Origin of the sequence: Paenarthrobacter sp. CCNWLY172, from assembly GCF_037402035.1 — a bacterium.
Lineage (GTDB): Bacteria > Actinomycetota > Actinomycetes > Actinomycetales > Micrococcaceae > Arthrobacter.
On sequence record NZ_JBBEGB010000008.1, the window covers coordinates 117,446 to 135,600 of the forward strand.

Annotated in this window: 12 protein-coding genes; 5 read left to right on the forward strand and 7 right to left on the reverse strand. The window is 61.3% G+C overall.

Going from position 1 to position 18,155, the window contains the following annotated elements; translation table 11 throughout:
* Nucleotides 1-410: 410 nt before the first annotated feature.
* Nucleotides 411-1,886: a DUF4041 domain-containing protein gene (locus WBN73_RS14130; protein ID WP_337340591.1), complete on the forward strand. Its 1,476-nt coding sequence runs from the start codon at nucleotides 411-413 to the stop codon at nucleotides 1,884-1,886.
* 694 nt (nucleotides 1,887-2,580) lie between these two features.
* Here WBN73_RS14130 and WBN73_RS14135 read toward each other — a convergent pair.
* Both WBN73_RS14135 and WBN73_RS14140 read right to left on the reverse strand, forming a co-directional pair.
* Nucleotides 2,581-3,270, reverse strand: a complete 690-nt coding sequence (locus tag WBN73_RS14135; RefSeq protein WP_337340590.1) for a hypothetical protein — start codon at nucleotides 3,268-3,270, stop codon at nucleotides 2,581-2,583.
* 1,831 nt (nucleotides 3,271-5,101) lie between these two features.
* Nucleotides 5,102-5,725 carry a TetR/AcrR family transcriptional regulator gene (locus WBN73_RS14140; protein ID WP_337340589.1) on the reverse strand — a complete coding sequence of 208 codons (624 nt, stop codon included), beginning with the start codon at nucleotides 5,723-5,725 and terminating at the stop codon, nucleotides 5,102-5,104.
* A 186-nt stretch (nucleotides 5,726-5,911) separates the two neighbouring features.
* Between WBN73_RS14140 and WBN73_RS14145 the strand changes: the two genes are divergently transcribed.
* Genes WBN73_RS14145 through WBN73_RS14160 form a run of 4 tightly spaced genes read left to right on the forward strand, consistent with a single transcriptional unit; the run spans nucleotide 5,912 to nucleotide 12,115 of the window.
* Nucleotides 5,912-7,261: an MFS transporter gene (locus tag WBN73_RS14145; protein WP_337340588.1), complete on the forward strand. Its 1,350-nt coding sequence runs from the start codon at nucleotides 5,912-5,914 to the stop codon at nucleotides 7,259-7,261.
* A gap of 56 nt (nucleotides 7,262-7,317) precedes the next feature.
* Nucleotides 7,318-10,005 (forward strand): family 78 glycoside hydrolase catalytic domain, encoded by a 2,688-nt coding sequence (locus tag WBN73_RS14150; protein ID WP_337340587.1) that lies wholly within the window; start codon nucleotides 7,318-7,320, stop codon nucleotides 10,003-10,005.
* A gap of 59 nt (nucleotides 10,006-10,064) precedes the next feature.
* Nucleotides 10,065-11,297 carry a glycoside hydrolase family 1 protein gene (locus tag WBN73_RS14155; protein ID WP_337340586.1) on the forward strand — a complete coding sequence of 411 codons (1,233 nt, stop codon included), beginning with the start codon at nucleotides 10,065-10,067 and terminating at the stop codon, nucleotides 11,295-11,297.
* Nucleotides 11,294-12,115 (forward strand): SDR family oxidoreductase, encoded by an 822-nt coding sequence (locus tag WBN73_RS14160; protein WP_178995623.1) that lies wholly within the window; start codon nucleotides 11,294-11,296, stop codon nucleotides 12,113-12,115. The genes WBN73_RS14155 and WBN73_RS14160 overlap by 4 nt, the downstream gene beginning before the upstream one ends.
* A gap of 39 nt (nucleotides 12,116-12,154) precedes the next feature.
* Here WBN73_RS14160 and WBN73_RS14165 read toward each other — a convergent pair whose 3' ends face one another.
* The 5 genes from WBN73_RS14165 to WBN73_RS14185 form a co-directional block, all read right to left on the reverse strand.
* Nucleotides 12,155-12,793, reverse strand: a complete 639-nt coding sequence (locus tag WBN73_RS14165) for a LysE family translocator (protein WP_218652594.1) — start codon at nucleotides 12,791-12,793, stop codon at nucleotides 12,155-12,157.
* 146 nt (nucleotides 12,794-12,939) lie between these two features.
* The gene (manA, locus tag WBN73_RS14170) at nucleotides 12,940-14,130 is read right to left on the reverse strand and encodes a mannose-6-phosphate isomerase, class I (protein ID WP_337340585.1); all 1,191 of its coding nucleotides are present in this window, start codon (nucleotides 14,128-14,130) and stop codon (nucleotides 12,940-12,942) included.
* A gap of 36 nt (nucleotides 14,131-14,166) precedes the next feature.
* Nucleotides 14,167-15,108: a BadF/BadG/BcrA/BcrD ATPase family protein gene (locus tag WBN73_RS14175; RefSeq protein ID WP_337340584.1), complete on the reverse strand. Its 942-nt coding sequence runs from the start codon at nucleotides 15,106-15,108 to the stop codon at nucleotides 14,167-14,169.
* Nucleotides 15,109-15,123: 15 nt separating this feature from the next.
* A complete protein-coding gene (locus WBN73_RS14180; RefSeq protein ID WP_337340583.1) occupies nucleotides 15,124-15,609 on the reverse strand; it encodes a glycosyl hydrolase 2 galactose-binding domain-containing protein in 486 nt (161 codons plus the stop codon).
* Between the two features lie 9 nt (nucleotides 15,610-15,618).
* Nucleotides 15,619-18,153 (reverse strand): glycoside hydrolase family 2 protein, encoded by a 2,535-nt coding sequence (locus WBN73_RS14185; RefSeq protein WP_337340582.1) that lies wholly within the window; start codon nucleotides 18,151-18,153, stop codon nucleotides 15,619-15,621.
* Nucleotides 18,154-18,155 lie beyond the last annotated feature (2 nt).

Below are 18,155 nucleotides of genomic sequence, written 5' to 3' on the forward strand. Positions count from 1 at the left end.
GCAGAGCGAAGTTCCGGGCCGGGTCGCCGCGTCAGCGCCTTGGAATTTATGGATGAGGTGTGTCGGTCGGCTGGAGAGGGCGGGTGGTCCAGCAAGGAAAAGTGGTCGGACGTGAGACTTGTTCAGGGCCCGCAACTTTGACGCCGTGGGCAGTTGAGCCGGTTCAGCGGTGTCGGACCGTCATGCTGTTGGGAAAATGTGAGTTCCCGCGGAAGAGTCAAATGCCCGCGTTCCCTTGACCCCGCCAGAAATGTTCGTGGATTTTGAATTGCGGCACGAAATGTTTTGGAGACTTCTTCAGCTTTCCGGCACGGGTAGGGCAAGATCATGCTGGGGGAGCTAGGCATGTTGATCTGAACTGCTGGGTGATGAACCCAGCTGTTTATGTTTCGACGACGATAGGTCCCTTTGTGAGCGTTCCCGCCGGCTGGTACACCGACCCTCAAAACTCTGCACTTGTCCGCTACTGGGACGGTATGCGTTGGACCGATCACGTCCAACCTGTCCAGCCCGCACAGCCGGCGGATTTACCGAGTGCTCCCCGGGAGCCGGCCCCGGCGCGTCAACATTCTCAGGAACCGCAGGAACTGAATCAGGGACGCACAGGAGGCGCGCGCAAGGTCGGATTCTTCGGTGCCAAGAAGACAGCCGAGACCGCCCTCGCCGACGTCGAGCGACTGCAAAGAATCCTGGATGAGCGCGGCCTGCTCGAGTTCGACCAGATAGAAGCCAGCAGGGATGAACTTCGCCGCACGGTCGAGAACGAACGCCGGGAATGGGCATCCGAAAACCAGCAGCTTCAGTCTCACCTGCAGGCACTGCGTTCGGAACTTGCCGAAGCCGAAGGCCAGCTGGTGACAGCTCGCGCCTCGGCGGCGCTGCAAGAGGTAGGAATCTTCGACTTCGACCACCCAGCAGAACACTCCGCACACCTGGCAGCCAGACTGGATTCCGTCCGTGCCCAATACAAGGAAATGGCTCGGGCAAAACAGGCCATCCACGCGACATCGAACTTCACGTTCAACAACTCCGCGAAGCAGGGCATGAAGTTCGTGCACCAGATGTCGACCATCATGTTGCGTGCCTATAACGCCGAAGCCGAGAACTGCGTGAAAACGGTTAAAGCTGGAAACCTCGCAACCGCGACAGCGCGCTTGACCAAAGCGAAAGAACAGATCGAACGCCAAGGCACCATGATCAACCTACGAGTCGACGAGACCTACCACCACCTGCGCATCCAGGAAATGGTCCTCGCCGCCGAACACCTCCAAGCTCTTGCCGCGGAGAAGGAACTGGAGCGCGCCCGCCGCGAAGATCTGCGCGAGCAAAAGAAAGCCGAAGCGGAACTCGCCGCCGCCCGTCAAAAGCTCGCCAAGGAACGGGCCATGCACCAGGCAACCTTGGACGCACTCATAGCCAACGGCGACCTCGAAGGCGCAGAACGAATGCGGGCCAAAATCGCTGAAGACGAACTCGCCCTCGCCGACGTTGAACGCCGCGCTGCAAACATCCGCGCCGGCTACGTGTACGTGATCTCCAACATCGGCGCTTTCGGGGAAAGCATGGTCAAGATTGGGATGACCCGCCGGTTGGAGCCTATGGACCGAGTCAACGAACTCGGAGATGCGTCCGTACCGTTCCGGTTCGATGTCCATGCGCTCTTTTACTCCGACGATGCCCTCGCCACCGAGGCAATGCTGCATCGGACGTTCGCTGAGCAGCGCGTCAACAAGGTCAACCTCCGCCGCGAATTCTTCCGTGTCACCCCGCACCAGGTACTGGAAGTGCTGAAAGAACACCACGTCGAACTCGTGGAATTCACCGAACTGCCGACCGCCGAAGAATTCCGCCTCAGCACGCCGGAGGCAGAGGCTTTGCCTGTGTAACGCACAGCGGCCAAGTCCCGGTGAACGCATCCATAGCGCGAATGGAGTCGGCCGTTCGATCGGCGCATGTCATAGGCGCCGTTATCGGCATCCTGCGAGTTGGAGGATTACTCTGAGCCTCTCCGCATGTCACGGACTAGACGCTCTGGGCGCAGGCCGCGGACGAGTCGTCACTTTCGGTCTCATGGACGGGGTGACGGGGGAGCCCCGGGCGGGCGGGGCTTGGCAACGTTCTCGTGGTTGTGTCATGCGCGAGATCTTTTCTTGAGGCAACCTTGGCTTGAAAGGGTTGTGTGCATTGCCAAGGTCTTGATGGCCGTCGGTCGTCCCGGCGCGTGTAGAGCCGAGGTCAACTTTGCAGTGGAATGCCGCGCCCTACGACTTAACAAAAGAGGGCAGCGACGCAGTGGTGCTGCGTTGCTGCCCTCATTTCGAGAGAGATAGAGCTCTACGGTTGAACTTTGGATCCGTTGAGCAGATCGTCATTTATCCATTTTCGTACAAGAATAATGTCGATTACCACACTCACTGCCACGATAGCGAAGAATAGCCAAAGTGGCATTTGCCATAGTACTACTGTCAGCATGAGTAGAAGGATAATTCCTGCTGTGATGTAGCCATAGGCGCGACGGCCGGTTGTTGCGCGGCGTGCTTCTGCGGCCTCGCGAATATAGTTCAACAATTTTTTCTCCAATTACTGGCAGTAGCCACCAGTGTAGCGGAATGCCATTACGCCGATCGGAGCAGGTGCAAGAAGTACGCACTCGCCGCGTGCGTTGGCCACCGCGGCTTGGGCCGCGACTTGAACGGCTGAGATGGCGCACGCTGCGTACCCGATTGGAAGTCCCGCAGCGATTTTGCCACAGACCGACAGAACTCCAGCGGTAACCCTGGCGGTGCTGGTTTCGGCCTTGTTGAACCGAACAACCGGGAATGGTCCATTCCAGCCGAACTGCGGATCTGCAACGATCGGATAGACGGACGTGGCCGAGGGTGAAACGTTTTGGATCAGGCGACCACCCTCAACGCTGTAGCTGGTCGCTACATCGTTTCCGTTAGCGTCCCTTGCCCACGGCGCTTCCACGTAGTTGACGACCCGACCTGTCGCATCCATGACCACAACGCTGCCTGTAGAGCCGACGCTCAGCTGCGCCGGAGCCCCGTTGACCTCGATATCGAAGCCGAAGGATCGGGCTGCCGAGGCGTCCTTGAGAACGGCGAACCCCGCTCCGGAGGCGCCTTCCCTGGCGGCGAATACGAAGGAAGTGGACGGAGCAACTGCAATCTCGGAGGAGCTTACGTCGCCCGCTTCTGTGAGACTCACATGCCCATCGGCACTCGCGCTGACGCTTACTTTGTCGCCTTTTGCGGATCCGATCGTCATGGATCCGTCGGGGGACAACGAAATTTTTTGATCGTCGTCCACGGCTTGAGATGCATCCGTAAACGGTTGGGCGTCCAGCACGCTCTCCAAAGCAGACGGATCTGCATTAGAGGGTGCTGCTACCGCAGTCGCTGGAAGGGATGAAGAGAGAATAAGTGCCGCAGCAATCCCGGATGCCGCTAAGCCCTTACTGAATAAACGATGCATTGATTCCCCAATATAATTCCGTCGTGACACGTGAGTACACGCGGTTTGTACTGCCCTCCTGTGAGAAGGCATGGAAGCAAGCATATACGAAACAAATGATGCGATTGTGCATTTATCAGCGAGTGGTTGTTGTCGCGGCGCAGATAAGGTTGACCAGTAAGTGGTCCAGGTTGAAGAGCCTTTAAGATCATTCAAGTCAATCCGGCGGAATCCTTGCACAGTCGCTCAAATATTTCCAGTCAAATTGCATGATCAATCACTGAAGTCGTTGAATTGCATAGCAACTTGGCATCCTTGCAGATGGGCGGAGATATTTCCAGTCAACTGATTCCGCATACGAGTCGCCGAGCATTGGTTCCCGGATGCTCAGCTCCGAGCAATTAAGTGTTGTGGCCGATGTATCCGGTGCTCGATGTTGTGGGGCTGGCGGTCAACGGAAGATCCACCGTCAAGTCATACTGAGCTCGCCGGAGTGGCGGGCTCCCTTATTGCAGGGGTTCCGGACCTGACCTTCCAGTGTCGTCAGCGCGTGAGTCATTTGGTTTCGGTCACGACCTCCCTGATACATGCGAAGAAGGAGGCGTCAAGCATGCATACCCAGTTCGGAGGTGCATTCTGCTGGCGCAGAAGCGGTGTACCCGCGGAGTTAGGGCGCGTGTACTCAGTCGCGACTGAGTGCATTTGCTCGGCCGCGATACAAAGAAGAAAGATGTGTTGACATTGTCCGCACGTCTCGCCCCGGACTGCCTCGGACGGCCGCCGGTTTGGCCCGGATTCCGCATGTTTCGGCCACTTCCTAGCGTTTGTGTGCCCGGGAATCACGTTCGAGTCCCACCTCGGGCACAGCATACCCCCTCGCCAGAGGGGGTTTTTGCTTTAACGTGTTGACAATTGTTGACACGGGTCTCTGATGTGTGGTGGCGGCTTGTGCCTGACCGCCGGTTGGCCTGTTCAGTTTCGGGGAGCGGGTTCAGGGTCGTGGCTGGTGGGCCCTCCGCTGGCTCGGAAGTGGGGTTCTGCGGTCCTCTCCTGGCTCGTCCGGTGGGACATTGTTGCCCTATACCCCCTCATGGGTAGCAGGACTGAGCGCAACATGACTTCGAGATCCTGCGTCAAAGTTCTTGGTTTCGGCTTGTTGGTGGAGTTAGGAGCGTTGTATTGCGTTGACCTTCCAGAACGGTGAAGCCGCAGGGGTGCAGCCGCATCTTCATGGCCAAACCGTTGTCTATGAATCGTCTTGTTGATCCAAGGCGAACCCGCGGAAGCTGGACCGGACTCGCCGGGTATGACGAAGCAACCCGGATATACTTCGAAGCCATCGCCCAGACCCGGGCAACCGCTAGTGAAAAAACAATCACCGACTTCCGCGAGGACATCCGCCGGCTGGGACGTACTTAACCCTTAACCGGCCCTAAACCCAAAGAACCAGCCACAACCGCGAAAATAATTTCAGCGTGATCAGGACTGCGCTTCCCGCGTCCTGTGCCGCCTGGCACCATGGGTTGTCCTCCGGCTGCAGTCGGCGAACGTCTCTCATCGCCACAGATATCCGGTTAGGGGAAGGTGTCGTCGCTGGCGGCCGCGCTCTGCCGATCTTCGCGGGTCGCACGCTCATCCTCCAGCTTTAATCGTCGTCTGGGGATGCGATGAACCGCATCAGCGTTTCCATGAGGTGCAGGGATTCCCGTTCGGGGTCCAGGAGGTACTGGATCCGAAGGCCGTCCACCATGGCCATCACCATGGTGACTTTGTCGTCGGCGGTCAGTTCCTGGCTGTCTTCGGTGGTGGACAGTTTCTTGCTGGTGAAGTGATCGCGCATCTTTACGCGCCGGGAGATGAAGAAGTCGTGCGCCGGGTGGTTGGGGTTTGTGGCGGCGATGGTGATGGCGAGCCAGTTCCGGAGGTGCTCGGGGTGGGCGAACTCTTCATGAAGAATACTGCTCAGTACCTTCTCGCGAGGAACTTTTGATTCCAGGATGCGGTTGGCGAGGTCGGTGTCATCGACGTCTCTCTGGGCCAGGGCGGCCAGCAGGAGGTCGTCTTTGGTGGCGAAATGGCGGAGGAGTGCGGCGTGGGTGACGTTCGCGCGTGCGGCGATGTCCCGGAGGCTGGCCCGTTCGTAGCCGTGTTCAGCGAAGCTGGCCGAGGCGGCCTTGACTATTTCCGCGCGCCTGGCAGGTGTGGTGGCGTAGGGGCCGCGCCGGCGGGATGCTGGTTTGGAGGTTGCTTGTTCGGTAGTTGTGGTCACGGCGCCAAACCTTCTTTCCAAAGCTGCAGGCAATTTCGACGGAGGGTCTTGTCAATTGTAACCACCATGACTACTATTCACGAATAGTAACCACGATGGTTACTCTTTACTTGGTTCGACGATGTCGTCGCAGGGCCACGCTGCGGATGCCGGCAGCGGGCGACCACTTTCTTGAAGGAGTCATTGGTGACTACGAACAATCACGAGGCCCCCAGCCTCGCCGGGGGCGTCGCCGCCGCACAGCCGGTCCCTGGCAACCAGCCGCCAACCGCGGATGCGAGCACTCAACTGATGCAGGAACCTCAGAGTCCCGTCAGCAGGAGTTACATTTTTTGGCTGATGCTCGCCAGCTTCGGAGCGTCCATTGCCATGATGGTGCCGCTTTCATACGGCATCGCTGTGAGGATCACGGAGCTCGCCCCCGGCCAAGAACAGGTACTGGGCTTCATCACGGGCATAGCCCAGCTGGTCTACCTGATCATCAGCCCGATCGTGGGGATCTGGAGCGACCGGACGAGGTCCCGCTTTGGTCGCCGTAGCCCGTTCATCTTCCTGGGGACGGCCATCGGTCTGGTCGGCCTGGTAGTCATGGGTCTGGCGCCCAACCTCCTCGTGGTAGGAGCCGGATGGATCCTTGGTATGTCCGGTTGGTCGATCTCCGGCGCTGCCATTCAGAACCTGATGGCGGACAAACTGCCGGAAGCGCAGCGCGGACGGGTCTCAGCGCTAACAGGCCTCATGACCCAGATTGCGCCCGTTTTGGGCATTGGTGTTGCCTACGCTGTCTCCTCAAACACTCTCCTGGTCTTCGTGGTCCCAGGCGTCATCGGTGCAGTACTCTTGGCACTCTTCCCGCTCATCAAGCCGGAGGGCAGCTCCAAAGAAGTCGTCATTGATTCGCAGGTAACGTTCCGCTCGGTGGTTGCCAGCTACGGTTTCAGCGTCCGGAAGTACCCCGATTTCGCGTGGAACTGGTTAGGCCGCTTCGTCTTTTTCATGGGCCTGTACTTCAACACCACCTTCGGCACGTTCTTTTACGCGCAGCGCCTTGGTCTGCCCGTCCGGGAGGTCGCCGGAGTTGTGGCCACGATCGGCATGTTGGGTGTCGTCGCGGCAGCAGCAGGTGCCCTGCTGGGTGGATTCCTCTCGGACAAGCTCAGGCGGCGCAGGCTGTTCGTCATCATCGCTGCTTTGATCTTCGTGGCAGGGGCCTTGGCTGAGGCTTTCGCCTGGTCGCTTCCGCAGCTGATCATCGGTGCAGTCCTCATGCAGACTGCCATCGCCGTGTTCGCGACCGTTGACCAAGCCATCATCTTCGCCATCCTGCCCAACCGCACGGAAACTGCGCGCTACATGGCGGTGGTGGCCTTCGCGCAAAAGATCCCAAGCGCCGTTGCACCTCTGATCGCATCGGTGATCATCACCATCGGCATTACGGGAACGGACAAGAACTACACCTTCCTCTATCTGGCCGGCGCTGTCCTTGCGCTCCTTGGCGGCTCCGTCATCGCTCTCAAGGTTAAGTCCGTTCGCTAATGGAAACACCGTTCGAATCAACACCGACGAAAGTAGAACCAACCACCATGGACCACATGCCATTCGGGCTTACCGTAGACAGCGGCGGGGATCAGTTCCCTGTCACAGGGCCGGCCCCACGGTTGTCTTGGAAAGTCAGCGCAGGGATCCCGGCAAAGGCCTTCGAGCTTGAGGCGACGGTCGACGGCGTGGCGCAGCCACTTGCGTCCACGGGCGGGCGCCTCTTTGTTCCCTGGCCTTGGGCTGAACTGCGCAGCAGGCAGCGGGTCACCTGGCGCGTGCGCGCGGCGGAACCAGCGGCCGCTTGGTCGGCATGGTCCTCTTTTGAGGCGGGTCTTTTCGACGCCGACTGGACGGCTTTCTGGATTTCACCAGTTGAGAAGGGAGACAGGCCATACGGCCAGCGTCCAGCCCACGTGCTTGCTACGGAGTTTGATCTGGGAGACCTGACCGGCTCCCAGGCCGTGACCTCGGCCCGACTCTACGCCACAGCACTGGGCGTTTACACTGCCGCGATCAATAGTCAACGTGCCGGAACAGCGGAACTGTCCCCCGGGTCGACGTCGTACGACCGTACTCTCTACGCCCAGGCGTCCGACGTGACGTCGCTGGTTCGGTCGGGCGGGAACCGCATGGAAATCGAGCTCTCGGACGGTTGGTACCGGGGACAGGTGGGAGCGTTCCGGCACCCCGCGCAATGGGGAACGAAGCTCGGTGCCCGGGCTGAACTACACCTTGAATTCGCTGACGGTTTCCACCGCGTTATCGGAACGGACGGCACGTGGACCAGCGCACCATCGCCCACGACCCGTGCGGATCTCATGGAAGGTCAAACGGTCGACTTCACGGTTCCGTCCGCGGCTCCGTCCGTGGTTTTGGTGGACGAAGTGACCGCCCCGGGAATCGAATGGTCACCCGCCCCGCCGGTCAAAGTGATCGCTTCGCGCCCAGCTGAGAGTCTTCATGAACTGCGGCCCGGTGTCTGGATCGCAGACTTTGGCCAGAATGCCTCCGGTTGGATCCGGCTCGACGATCTTGGACCTGCCGGCACGCGTACCGTCATTGACTATGGCGAGCACCTTGGCCCTGACGGTGACCTGTCAACCTCGCATCTTGATTCACATCGGCCAGGTGAACCCGCCCGGATCTTCTCACAACGGGACGAAGTCTCGGCAGGGGAGGAGCGTGCTGTCTTTGAACCACGGCACACGGTCCACGGATTCCAGTACGCGCGCATCACCCGCGACGCGACAGGCATGGACCTGGCCCCGTTGGATCATGCCGGCGTCACCATGCAGGTGGTTCACAGTGACCTGCCACAAACCGGTGATTTCTCCTGCAGCGACGCGGACCTGAATGCCCTGCACCGAATCGGGGAGTGGAGCTTCCTCGGCAACGCAGTGGACGTCCCCACGGATTGCCCCACGCGTGAACGCCTGGCATGGACGGGCGACTACCAGGTCTTCATTTCCACAGCCACGCGACTGCGGGACGTGCTGGGGTTCAGTCGCAAGTGGTTGCGGTCCGTCCGTGACGACCAACTCGAGGATGGACGGATTGCAAACTTCTCTCCCGACGGCCGCCGCATCAAGAATCACCTGGATGACCAGTTCGCCATGATGACCGGTTCGGCCGGTTGGGGAGACGCCATCGTGGCGGTGCCGTGGGAGCTCTATGTGGCTTATGGAGATGAAGCAGTTCTTGCCGAGAACTGGGAGGCCATGGTCCGGTGGGTCCAATGGGCACTGGAGATGGCACGGACAACCCGACACCACGAGCGCGTGAAAGCATCGGCCACGCCCGAGCCCTACGAGCAGTACCTGTGGGATGGCACGTTCCACTGGGGCGAATGGACTGAACCCAAGAAGCGCGACGCCGAAGGGCACCTGATCGACCCCGTCCAGGACGACCCCATGGCCTGGTTCATGGAAGACAAGGGAGAGGTCGGGACGGCGTATCTGTACCGGTCGGCCGCGACTCTTGGGCGCATCGCCGGGGTTCTGGGACAGACGGAAGAGGCAACGAAGTACGCCACCATCGCGGAAGCCGTCCGCGATGCATGGCGCCTGGCCTACCTTCGGGACGATGGAACGACGGCGGCCGACACCCAGGCAAGCTACGTCAGGGCGTTGTCCTTCGGACTGCTTCCTGCAGATCGGCGCGGGCAAGCCGCGGACCGGCTGGTTGAGCTGATCCGCGAGGCAGGAACCCACCTCGGTACGGGCTTCCTGTCCACTGGCGACCTGCTTCCCGTCCTCGTCGAAGCGGGGCGATCCGACGTTGCCCATGAGCTCCTTTTCCAGCGCACGGCACCGTCCTGGCTATCCATGGTGGACAAGGGCGCAACAACCATTTGGGAGTCCTGGGAAGGGATCGACGAGCACGGTCATGCGCACGATTCCCTCAACCACTACAGCAAAGCCACTGTCCTCAGGTTCCTGCACGAGCGCACCCTGGGACTGAGGCAGGCGCCGGGATCCATCGCTTGGCGCTCCGTAGTGATCGCCCCGACGCTGGCTCCGGGCATCACTTGGGCCAAGGGAACCCACGAGTCCCCGTACGGCACCATCCGCGTTCACTGGCAGCTCGACGGCGACACCCTGCGGATCGATGCCGACATCCCGGCCGAAACAGAAGCGCGCATCGTCTTCCCGGACGGCTCCGAGCACCACGCAGGACCAGGTCGCTTCCGGGCCAGCGCACCCGTATCCATGCACGAACCCGAGGCCGTACCCGCGATTTGACGCCATACCTTCCAAACCGCTCCGAAAACACACTGACTTAACGAAAGAAGAGAACACCCATGACCACTTTCCCCGCCGACTTTCTCTGGGGCGCGGCAACCTCCGGCCACCAGATCGAAGGCAACAACGTCAACAGTGACTGGTGGGCACGTGAACTGACCATGCCAGGCATGGAACTCTCCGGTGACGCTTGCGACAGCTACCACCGTTACCGTGAAGATATCGACCTCTTGGCCGACGCAGGCCTGACCTCCTACCGGTTCAGCCTCGAATGGTCACGCATTGAACCCGCGCCCGGAGCATTCTCCAAAGCCGAGCTGGCCCATTACCGCCGCATGATCGAGCACTGCTTCGCCCGGAAGGTCACGCCCGTGGTCACTTTGCAGCACTTCACCACTCCGCAGTGGTTCGCGAACGACGGCGGCTGGTTGGCCCCGGACGCTTCGGAAAAGTTCCAGCGGTACGTCACAGAGGCCACCACCATCCTGGAAGACGTGGAGTGGGTGGTGACCATGAATGAACCCAATATGCAGGCAGCGATCATGACGGCCATGCGCCGCATGCAAGTGGCAGAGGGCGGCCAGTGGCAGAGTCCCACTGTTGAGGGAACGGAAGAGACCAAACAAACACACAGCGACTTCCTCACCTACGCGGATCCGGAGATAGGGCGGGCATTCACCGCCATCCACCACGCTGCACGAGACATCGTTCGAGCCCGTACCACCGCGAAAGTCGGGTGGACCATCGCCGCAGGGGCTCTCACCGCGGCTCCTGGCGGGGAGGAGAAACTCCTCGAAATCCGCTACGGCAAGGAAGACGTCTACTGGGAAGGCAGCCGCGGCGATGACTTTGTTGGAGTGCAGGCATACTCAAGCCAGGAAGTGGACGCCAACGGCTTGGTACCTCACCCTGCCAACCCGGACAATACGCTGGTGGGCACCGCCTACCGCCCCGACGCCCTCGCCATGGCCGTACGCCACGCATGGTCTGTAACCGGAGGTGTGCCGGTGATGGTCACCGAAAACGGTATTGCCACGGCCGATGACAACCAGCGGATCCGTTACACCACCGAAGCCCTGCAGGGGCTTCATGATGCTATGACTGACGGGATTGATGTGCGCGGTTACCTGCATTGGTCCCTGCTGGACAACTTCGAGTGGGGCCACTGGGAACCAACGTTTGGCCTGATTGCCGTGGATCGGAAAACCTTCACCCGCACACCGAAGCCCAGCCTCGCCTGGCTGGGAAGTGTCGCCCGAAGCAACCAACTCGACGTCGAGGTTTCCGCGTGACCACCGCATTCGCCGACGCTTCCCTTACCCCTGTCCGGGACCTGCTCTCTCTGACCGGCCGCACGGCTGTCATCACCGGTGCCGCCCAGGGCCTGGGCAAAGCCATCGCGTCCCGGTTGGCCGAAGCCGGGGCGGACGTTCTTCTGGCAGACATCGACGGCGAACGCGCCCGGGAAGCTGCCGCAGAAATCGCTTCACGCTTCCCAGCCCGATCGCTGGGGATCGACATGGACGTGACAGCCTCGGAATCAGTGCGCAAGGCCGCCTCGTTTGTGGCAGCTGAGCTGGGAGGCATCGACATCTGGGTCAATAACGCGGGCGTCTTTCCCAGCATCCCGGTCCTGGAAACGCAGGACGAAGAATGGGAGCAGGTGTTCGCCGTTAATACCAGAGGGGTCTTCAATGGGTCCCGGGAAGCCGCACGACACATGAACGGCAGCGGAGTGATCATTAACATCATCTCCACCGCAGGCTTTGAGGGAACAGCCCCCGGCCTTGCCTCCTATGTGGGCTCCAAGCACGCCGTCCGCGGCATGACCAAGCAGATGGCGATGGAGTTTGCACCCTTGGGAATCAGGGTGCTGGGAGTAGCGCCCACCTTCGTGCCCACCGAGGGCACCATGGCGGCTGCCGCCATGCACACCGGGGACGCTGGTCCGACGTCTGAGTCCCGGACGAACGCGGTGATGACCGGCAGCCTTATGGGACGGCTGGGAACACCGGACGACGTTGCGCGCGTAGTGCTGTTCTGCGCCAGTGATTTGTCCACCATCATGACCGGCAGCACGCTGTTGGCGGACGCAGGCAAAACCATCTGAGTTCCTTAACGCATGGGGGAGTCCGGTTTGAAGCCCGGGTCAGGGGCGGGTGTCGCTCAAGGCGAGTGAGACTCCGACGCCGAGGATTGAGATGCCGCCGCCACGCGCAGCGATGGTCATCCTCCGTGGTGACCTGGCCAGCCAGGCGCGTGCCCGGCTGGCCAGGAGGGCCCACGTAGTGTCCGTGACCAAGCCGATAAACAGCGGGATGAGGCCCAGCAGCAGAATCTGAAGGGTTGTGTTTCCTGCGGCGGGATTGATGAACTGAGGGACGACCGCAGTGAATAACACAAAGCTCTTGGGGTTAGTCAGTCCCACAATGATCCCGGTGCGTATAGCCTCCCACCGGGACTTGGAGCCTGTGGTGGCAGGTGCCGTGTCAGTGACGGAGCCAGCTTTGCGGAGGGCCTGCACTCCGAGCCAGATCAGATATGCAATGCCCGCCCACTTGATGGTCTGGAATAGAAATTCAGAGCGCTCCAGCAGTGGCCCCAAGCCAAGCGCGACGGCGACTCCCGCGAGATAGCAACCTATGGCGTTCCCCAGAACGCTCAAGACTGCATTGGTTCGCCCAAATGTCAGGGCCCTTCCCACAACGAACATGACGCTTGGTCCAGGAAGGGCGATGAGAACTACGCAGGCAAGGGCGGTGGCGCCAATCTGGGTCAGGGAAATCACCTCCTGAGTATAGGGGCGACACCGTCGGGCGCCGTTTTGCTTTGCCACTGCCCTTGGAGCCCCGGACATAGTCCGGTTGGTGACCGTGGTAGAGGACGCCTGGGCAGGCCAGAGGGATGAAGCTCACGATTATGTAGGCTGATTCATCAAGGTACAAAGGCCTGGGCTACCTCGCCAAGGCCTGCCACGTGGATTCCGCCTTCCGTCGCCGGGACAAAGAGTGCCTGCCCCCTGCTTACGGTGCAGGTCTCTGCCGAGGCCTCCGTCATCACTGTAACGCTGCCGTCGAGGCACACCAGAATGCGGGGACCGTTGCCCGGCAAAGTGATGCTGTCATTGCCGGTCTCTCCGGGACGGGCAATGCTCAACGCGAAATCGGGGACTGGTGGCCGGAAGGTGTGGGCGGCGGCATCTTTCGGCGTGGAGGCGACGTCGAAGCCGCTGGAGGAGAAGTCCACAGCCCCCAGCATTGCCTCGATGTCGATGTGTTTGCTTGTCAGTCCCAGCCTGAGGACGTTATCGGAGTTGGCCATGACTTCGAGGCCGAAACCACGTAAATATGCGTGCGGAACTCCGTCAGCGAGGAACATCGACTCGCCAGGTGCCAGGTGCACCCTGTTCAGGACCGAGGAAACGACGGTCCCGACGTCGCCCGGATAGGCGTTGGCCAGTTCGCCCACAGTGTCGCAGGCGGCCCGGACCACTGGATGTGGATGCGCCGGGGCTAATGACGCAGCGATTTCCAGCACTGACTGGATGTCCGCCTGGGACAATCCCACCAGTGTCTCCAGCATCAGCCTCATGCCATGTTCACCCGGACCGATGCTGAGCCGATCCCGTGCTGGTTCCAGCGGTCCGGCGATTTCCTCAAGGAGCAGGGCTATCTCCTGTCGCGGACGGAATCCCGCCAACCCCTCGAAATGTGAGATGGCATAAACCATTTCAGGCTTGTTGTTCGTGTCTTTGAAAGTGCGGTGGGGATCGTCCAGGGGGATGCCCTGCCGTTCCTCCTCCAGGAAACCCTTCGCTGCCAGCTCGCGCGTGGGATGCACCTGGATGGACAGGGGCTTGGCGGGTGCCAGTAGCTTCACGAGATACGGCAGGCGTCCGAAGGCAGCATCAACCCTTTGCCCGAGATTCCCGAGCCGGTCCTGGGCCACCCGCTCGTCCAAGCCCTCCGTTCCTTTGGGCCCGGTGATAGTAGATGGCCCCGTCGGATGCGCTCCCAGCCATAGCTCGGCAAAGGGTTTGCCATCAGGATCGGTGCCAAGAAATTCGGGCATGGACGTGGTGGATCCCCAGTCATAGGAGCGCCGGGCTCCGGTCAGTAAATGCACGTAATGGTCCTAACAGATGTATGGGTGGAGGTCCTGCTACGACAGGCCCTGAAGAGTCGCCGAGTGTAACTGTGGGTGGAGCGGGTGGTCCGGCGGAAGAGTGGCGAGCTGGGCAACTCCGTCCAAGGGGCCACCCAAGGGTGCAAGTATTTCCGCAGATGGCCAAGCCTGTTTGAGTTTGTGTTTCAGGGGCAAGGCAACCTTGGGGTTGGACAGGATCTTTCCCACCCAGCTGATCGCAGGACTGTCCTCGGGAGCCCACCCGGTATTGCGCAGGCTGGCTCCTACGGAAAGGGCCAGCTCATCGGTGGCATGGGCAACAATCCGGGCCGAGACTTCGTCGTGGTCCGAGAGATCTATGATTGCCCGGGCATAGGAAGCAACAAAGGAAATTCGTTCGGGATTGGACTGGATGTCGATGTACGCCGTCTCCACGTCGGGAAAGTCCCGGCGAAGGATGTCCAGGATCGCGGTGCGACGGCCACGGCCGTCATGTGCCCGCATGGCGGCGTCCAGGCCAGCCCGCCCAATCCAGTACCCGCTTCCGGCGTCACCCATGATGTTTCCCCAGCCGTCGACGCGCGAGTACCCGGCCGGGCCGGTAGCGAGGGTCACGACGCCGGTGCCAGCGGCCAACGCTGCACCACCGCGCCCGCCGAGGCAGCCGAGGTAACCCGAGATGGAGTCATGCGCCAGGCGGATTGCCGTGACGCCGAGATCTTCGCAGGCCTGCAATACTCCTACGGCGTCGACGTTATCCGGGGTTAGCCCGGAAAGCGCCGCAGCAACGTGCACTTTTTGCCTCGGTCGGTTGGTGAGGACCGAGCGGATAACGCGTTCGAGCTGGGGCATCAGCGGCGCGCTGGTACGGAGCGGCGGAAACTCCCGCTCCAACTCGGTGGTTGTCCCGGCCAGGAGCCTGGCGCGGATGGAAGACTGACCGCCGTCAATGGCGACGACGGTGGAAGGAGAGATCACAGGAGTTGCTTTCGGTCAGCTGGTGGGGTTGTTCGCGCCCGCGGGCACGGGTGGAGCTTCCGGAGTGAGGGTGACTTTGAGGGTATTGATGCCGTTCAGGAGCAATGCGTCAACGTCGTGGAATGCCGGATCCTGACCGGGGCCGGGTTGCAGGGCATGGCCGTTGATGCTTGCCGAGGCGGTAGGGGCAAGGCCGTGGAAGATCAGCTTGGCCCTGCCTTCCCCTGACGACCGCCAGGGGAAGTCCACGCTGTATTCCCATCCACAGTGCGCCACCCAATCCGCAGATTGAACCGACCCGTAAGCCCCGGACTCGGATGCCTTGGACAGGAGTCCCACTGATGAGAGGTCCTGGGAAATGGCTCCAGGCCGCGACGCAGGGATCAATTGCCCCGATACGCCGCGGGGCGCTGGTCCCTCAACGAGGCGCATGTGCCACCCGGAGCTGATTGCCCGGTTGCGGCCACCCGTTGCAAGTTCTGCCCTGAATTGATGTGTCATTGCTGGCCTCTATGCGCTGCTTGAAGCAGTTGAGCCGAGCGACTGGGTGGTTACGGCCCGCAGTTCGTTGGCCGTCCTCAGCACCCCGGAAGAAATGAACTCAGCAGGGTCCAAACCTTCGACGTCGGACATTACCGTGAAGGTCCATTCCGCTCCCGCGGGCAAACTGACCAAGGCGTGATCGATGCTGGCAGCCGGATCCACACGGTCGACGTGAACGGTGATGTCGCGGACCAGCGAGTGAGCCTTCACGGTGACCTCGTAGCCACCGGTTACGGCTTTGGCCGAGGCTTCCAGCGGGGCCGGGTTGAGTTGCAGATCGATGTCCTCCACGAAAGTGTGGACAACCAGTTCCGGCCCCAAGCCCACGGTGAGGGCTTCGTTGGACGGGTCCTGCGGTGTCTGGAGTGCCTGCCCAACCGGCAAGGAGAGGACGCTACGGGCAGGGACCTCAACCTGTTCTTCGTGGTGGTTCCGCACCTCGCCACCCAGGGTCTGCAAGGAGAAGGCAAGCGCTCCGGCCCACGGCTGGTCCGTGTCGTTCACCAGGGACACGGACAGCTGCCCGTCGCGGTCTCCAAGGGAAATGATCCGTGGTGCGTAGGCAAGGCGAAGCGCATGCCAGAGCGGCTTGGGGCGTTCCTCGGAGTCCACTGCTGCCCACGAGGTCACTGGCCAGCAGTCATTGAGCTGCCAGACGATGGCGCCGGCGGTGCGCGGCCACCAGGAGCGATAGTGCTCAATGGCGTAGCGAACAGCGCGGGCCTGGTTGAGCTGTGTAGCCCAGTGCCAGTCCTCGAAATCGGCCGGGATGCCCAGATGCGGGGCAAGGCCACGGTCGAGTTTGCCGTTGCCGTCGTCGGCTTTTTGGTGCACCAGGAAGACCGGGTCATCTTTGGGGCTGACAGCGTCAGCCAGCGGGCCGCCGTCGTTCGCGTGCACGAAGTCGCTCAGCGTCCGCCAAGTGGGCGGGCCCTGGAAGCCGAATTCCGAACAGAACCTCGGCACTTCGTTTCGGTACTCGGAGTAGTCAATCCTGTTCCAGACTTCCCACTGGTGATGTGTTCCATGGTCAGGGTGGTTGGGGTGGATGTGCTCCGGCTTCCGATCGGGGGAGTAGGGGCTGTTATCGCAGTACGGGCGCGTAGGATCGAGTTCGGCCACAATGGCACCCAGGAGCTCATGGGCGTAGCGATCTCCCCAGCTGCGGCCTGCCAACTCTTCCTTCCACCCCCAATCCTCGTGTCCCCACACGTTTTCGTTCCCGCCATTCCAGATCACCAAGGAGGGGTGGGGAGCGAGCCGCACAACGTTTTCGCGTGCCTCGGCCTCGATCTCATCCCAGACCGGTGACTCTTCCGGGTATGCGGCGCAGGCGAGCAGGAAATCCTGCCACACCAGGATTCCGCGCTCATCACATGCCGAGTAGAAGTCCTCGGTTTCATAGATGCCTCCACCCCACACGCGTAGAAGGTTCATGTTGGCGCCGAGGGCCTGATCCAGGCGGCGGTTGATCCGGTCGCGTGTGATCCGCGTCAGCAGGTGATCATCCGGGATCCAATTTGCGCCCTTAACAAAAACAGCTTTCCCATTGACGATCAGGGTAAATGCAGTTCCGTTTTCGTCCTCGCTGGTGTCCACCTGCACGGTACGGAAACCGATCCGCCGTTCCCAGGAATCCAGCTCTTCGCCGCTTGGTCCTTGCAGGCTGAGTTGCAGGGACGTCAATGGCTGATCGCCGTACCCTGCAGGCCACCACAGCGGAGCGTTGGGCACGTCCAGCGTGAGGACTGTGGAATCACTATCGGCAGCAAGGGTCGCTGTGACTGCCTGCCCCAGTACGGTGGCAGCCAAGGTGAGTGCGCCTGCCTGGCCCAAGCCCGAACGCTCAACAGATATTCGAAGCTCCACCTGCCCGGTGCCCTCGGCGGTGACCGTCACCAAAGGAGTGACCTGGGCGAGCCGCGCCACGGACCAGCGCTCGATCCTTGCCTCCTTCCACAGCCCTGCAGTCCTAAGGTCAGGACCCCAGTCCCAGCCGAAGCTGCAGGCCATCTTCCGGACGAAGTTGAAGGGCACAGGGTGGTAGGCGCTGGGACGGTCACCCAAGCGCTCGCGGAGTTCTTCGGCGTAGGCGGTGGCGGATCGGAGGGTCACAGCCAAGGACTGCTCGGTGCCGTTCGAAGCGGACCGGACATCAAAACGGTAGGAGCGGTGCATGTTGGCCGTACGCCCCAGCTCGTGCGTTCCCAGGGCAATGCTGCTGACGGTGTCCACGCCGTCGAAGACCAGGTCGACGCGCTCTTCCGGAGCCGGAACAGACAGCGTCAAGGGGAGTTCGTAGCGCCAGTCGACGTGGTGCATCCACTGCAGCTTCTTTTCATTGTCATCCAGGTAGGGATCCGGGATGAGCCCGGCTCGGAGCAGGTCAGTGTGTGCTGAACCGGGCACTTCGGCCGGGATGCGTGCCGGAAAGTTGGCGGGTACCGGGCCTGCAACGGGCGATACGGTCCATCCTGCGTTCAAAGGCGTGGAGATCATCATGT

Excerpts from the sequence above, each read along its gene's own strand:
- WBN73_RS14135 (WP_337340590.1), bottom strand. The coding sequence starts at position 3,270 with ATGACGATCGGATCCGCAAAAGGCGACAAAGTAAGCGTCAGCGCGAGT.
- WBN73_RS14150 (WP_337340587.1), top strand. The coding sequence starts at position 7,318 with ATGCCATTCGGGCTTACCGTAGACAGCGGCGGGGATCAGTTCCCTGTC.
- WBN73_RS14155 (WP_337340586.1), top strand. The coding sequence starts at position 10,065 with ATGACCACTTTCCCCGCCGACTTTCTCTGGGGCGCGGCAACCTCCGGC.
- WBN73_RS14180 (WP_337340583.1), bottom strand. The coding sequence starts at position 15,609 with ATGACACATCAATTCAGGGCAGAACTTGCAACGGGTGGCCGCAACCGG.
- WBN73_RS14185 (WP_337340582.1), bottom strand. The coding sequence starts at position 18,153 with ATGATGATCTCCACGCCTTTGAACGCAGGATGGACCGTATCGCCCGTT.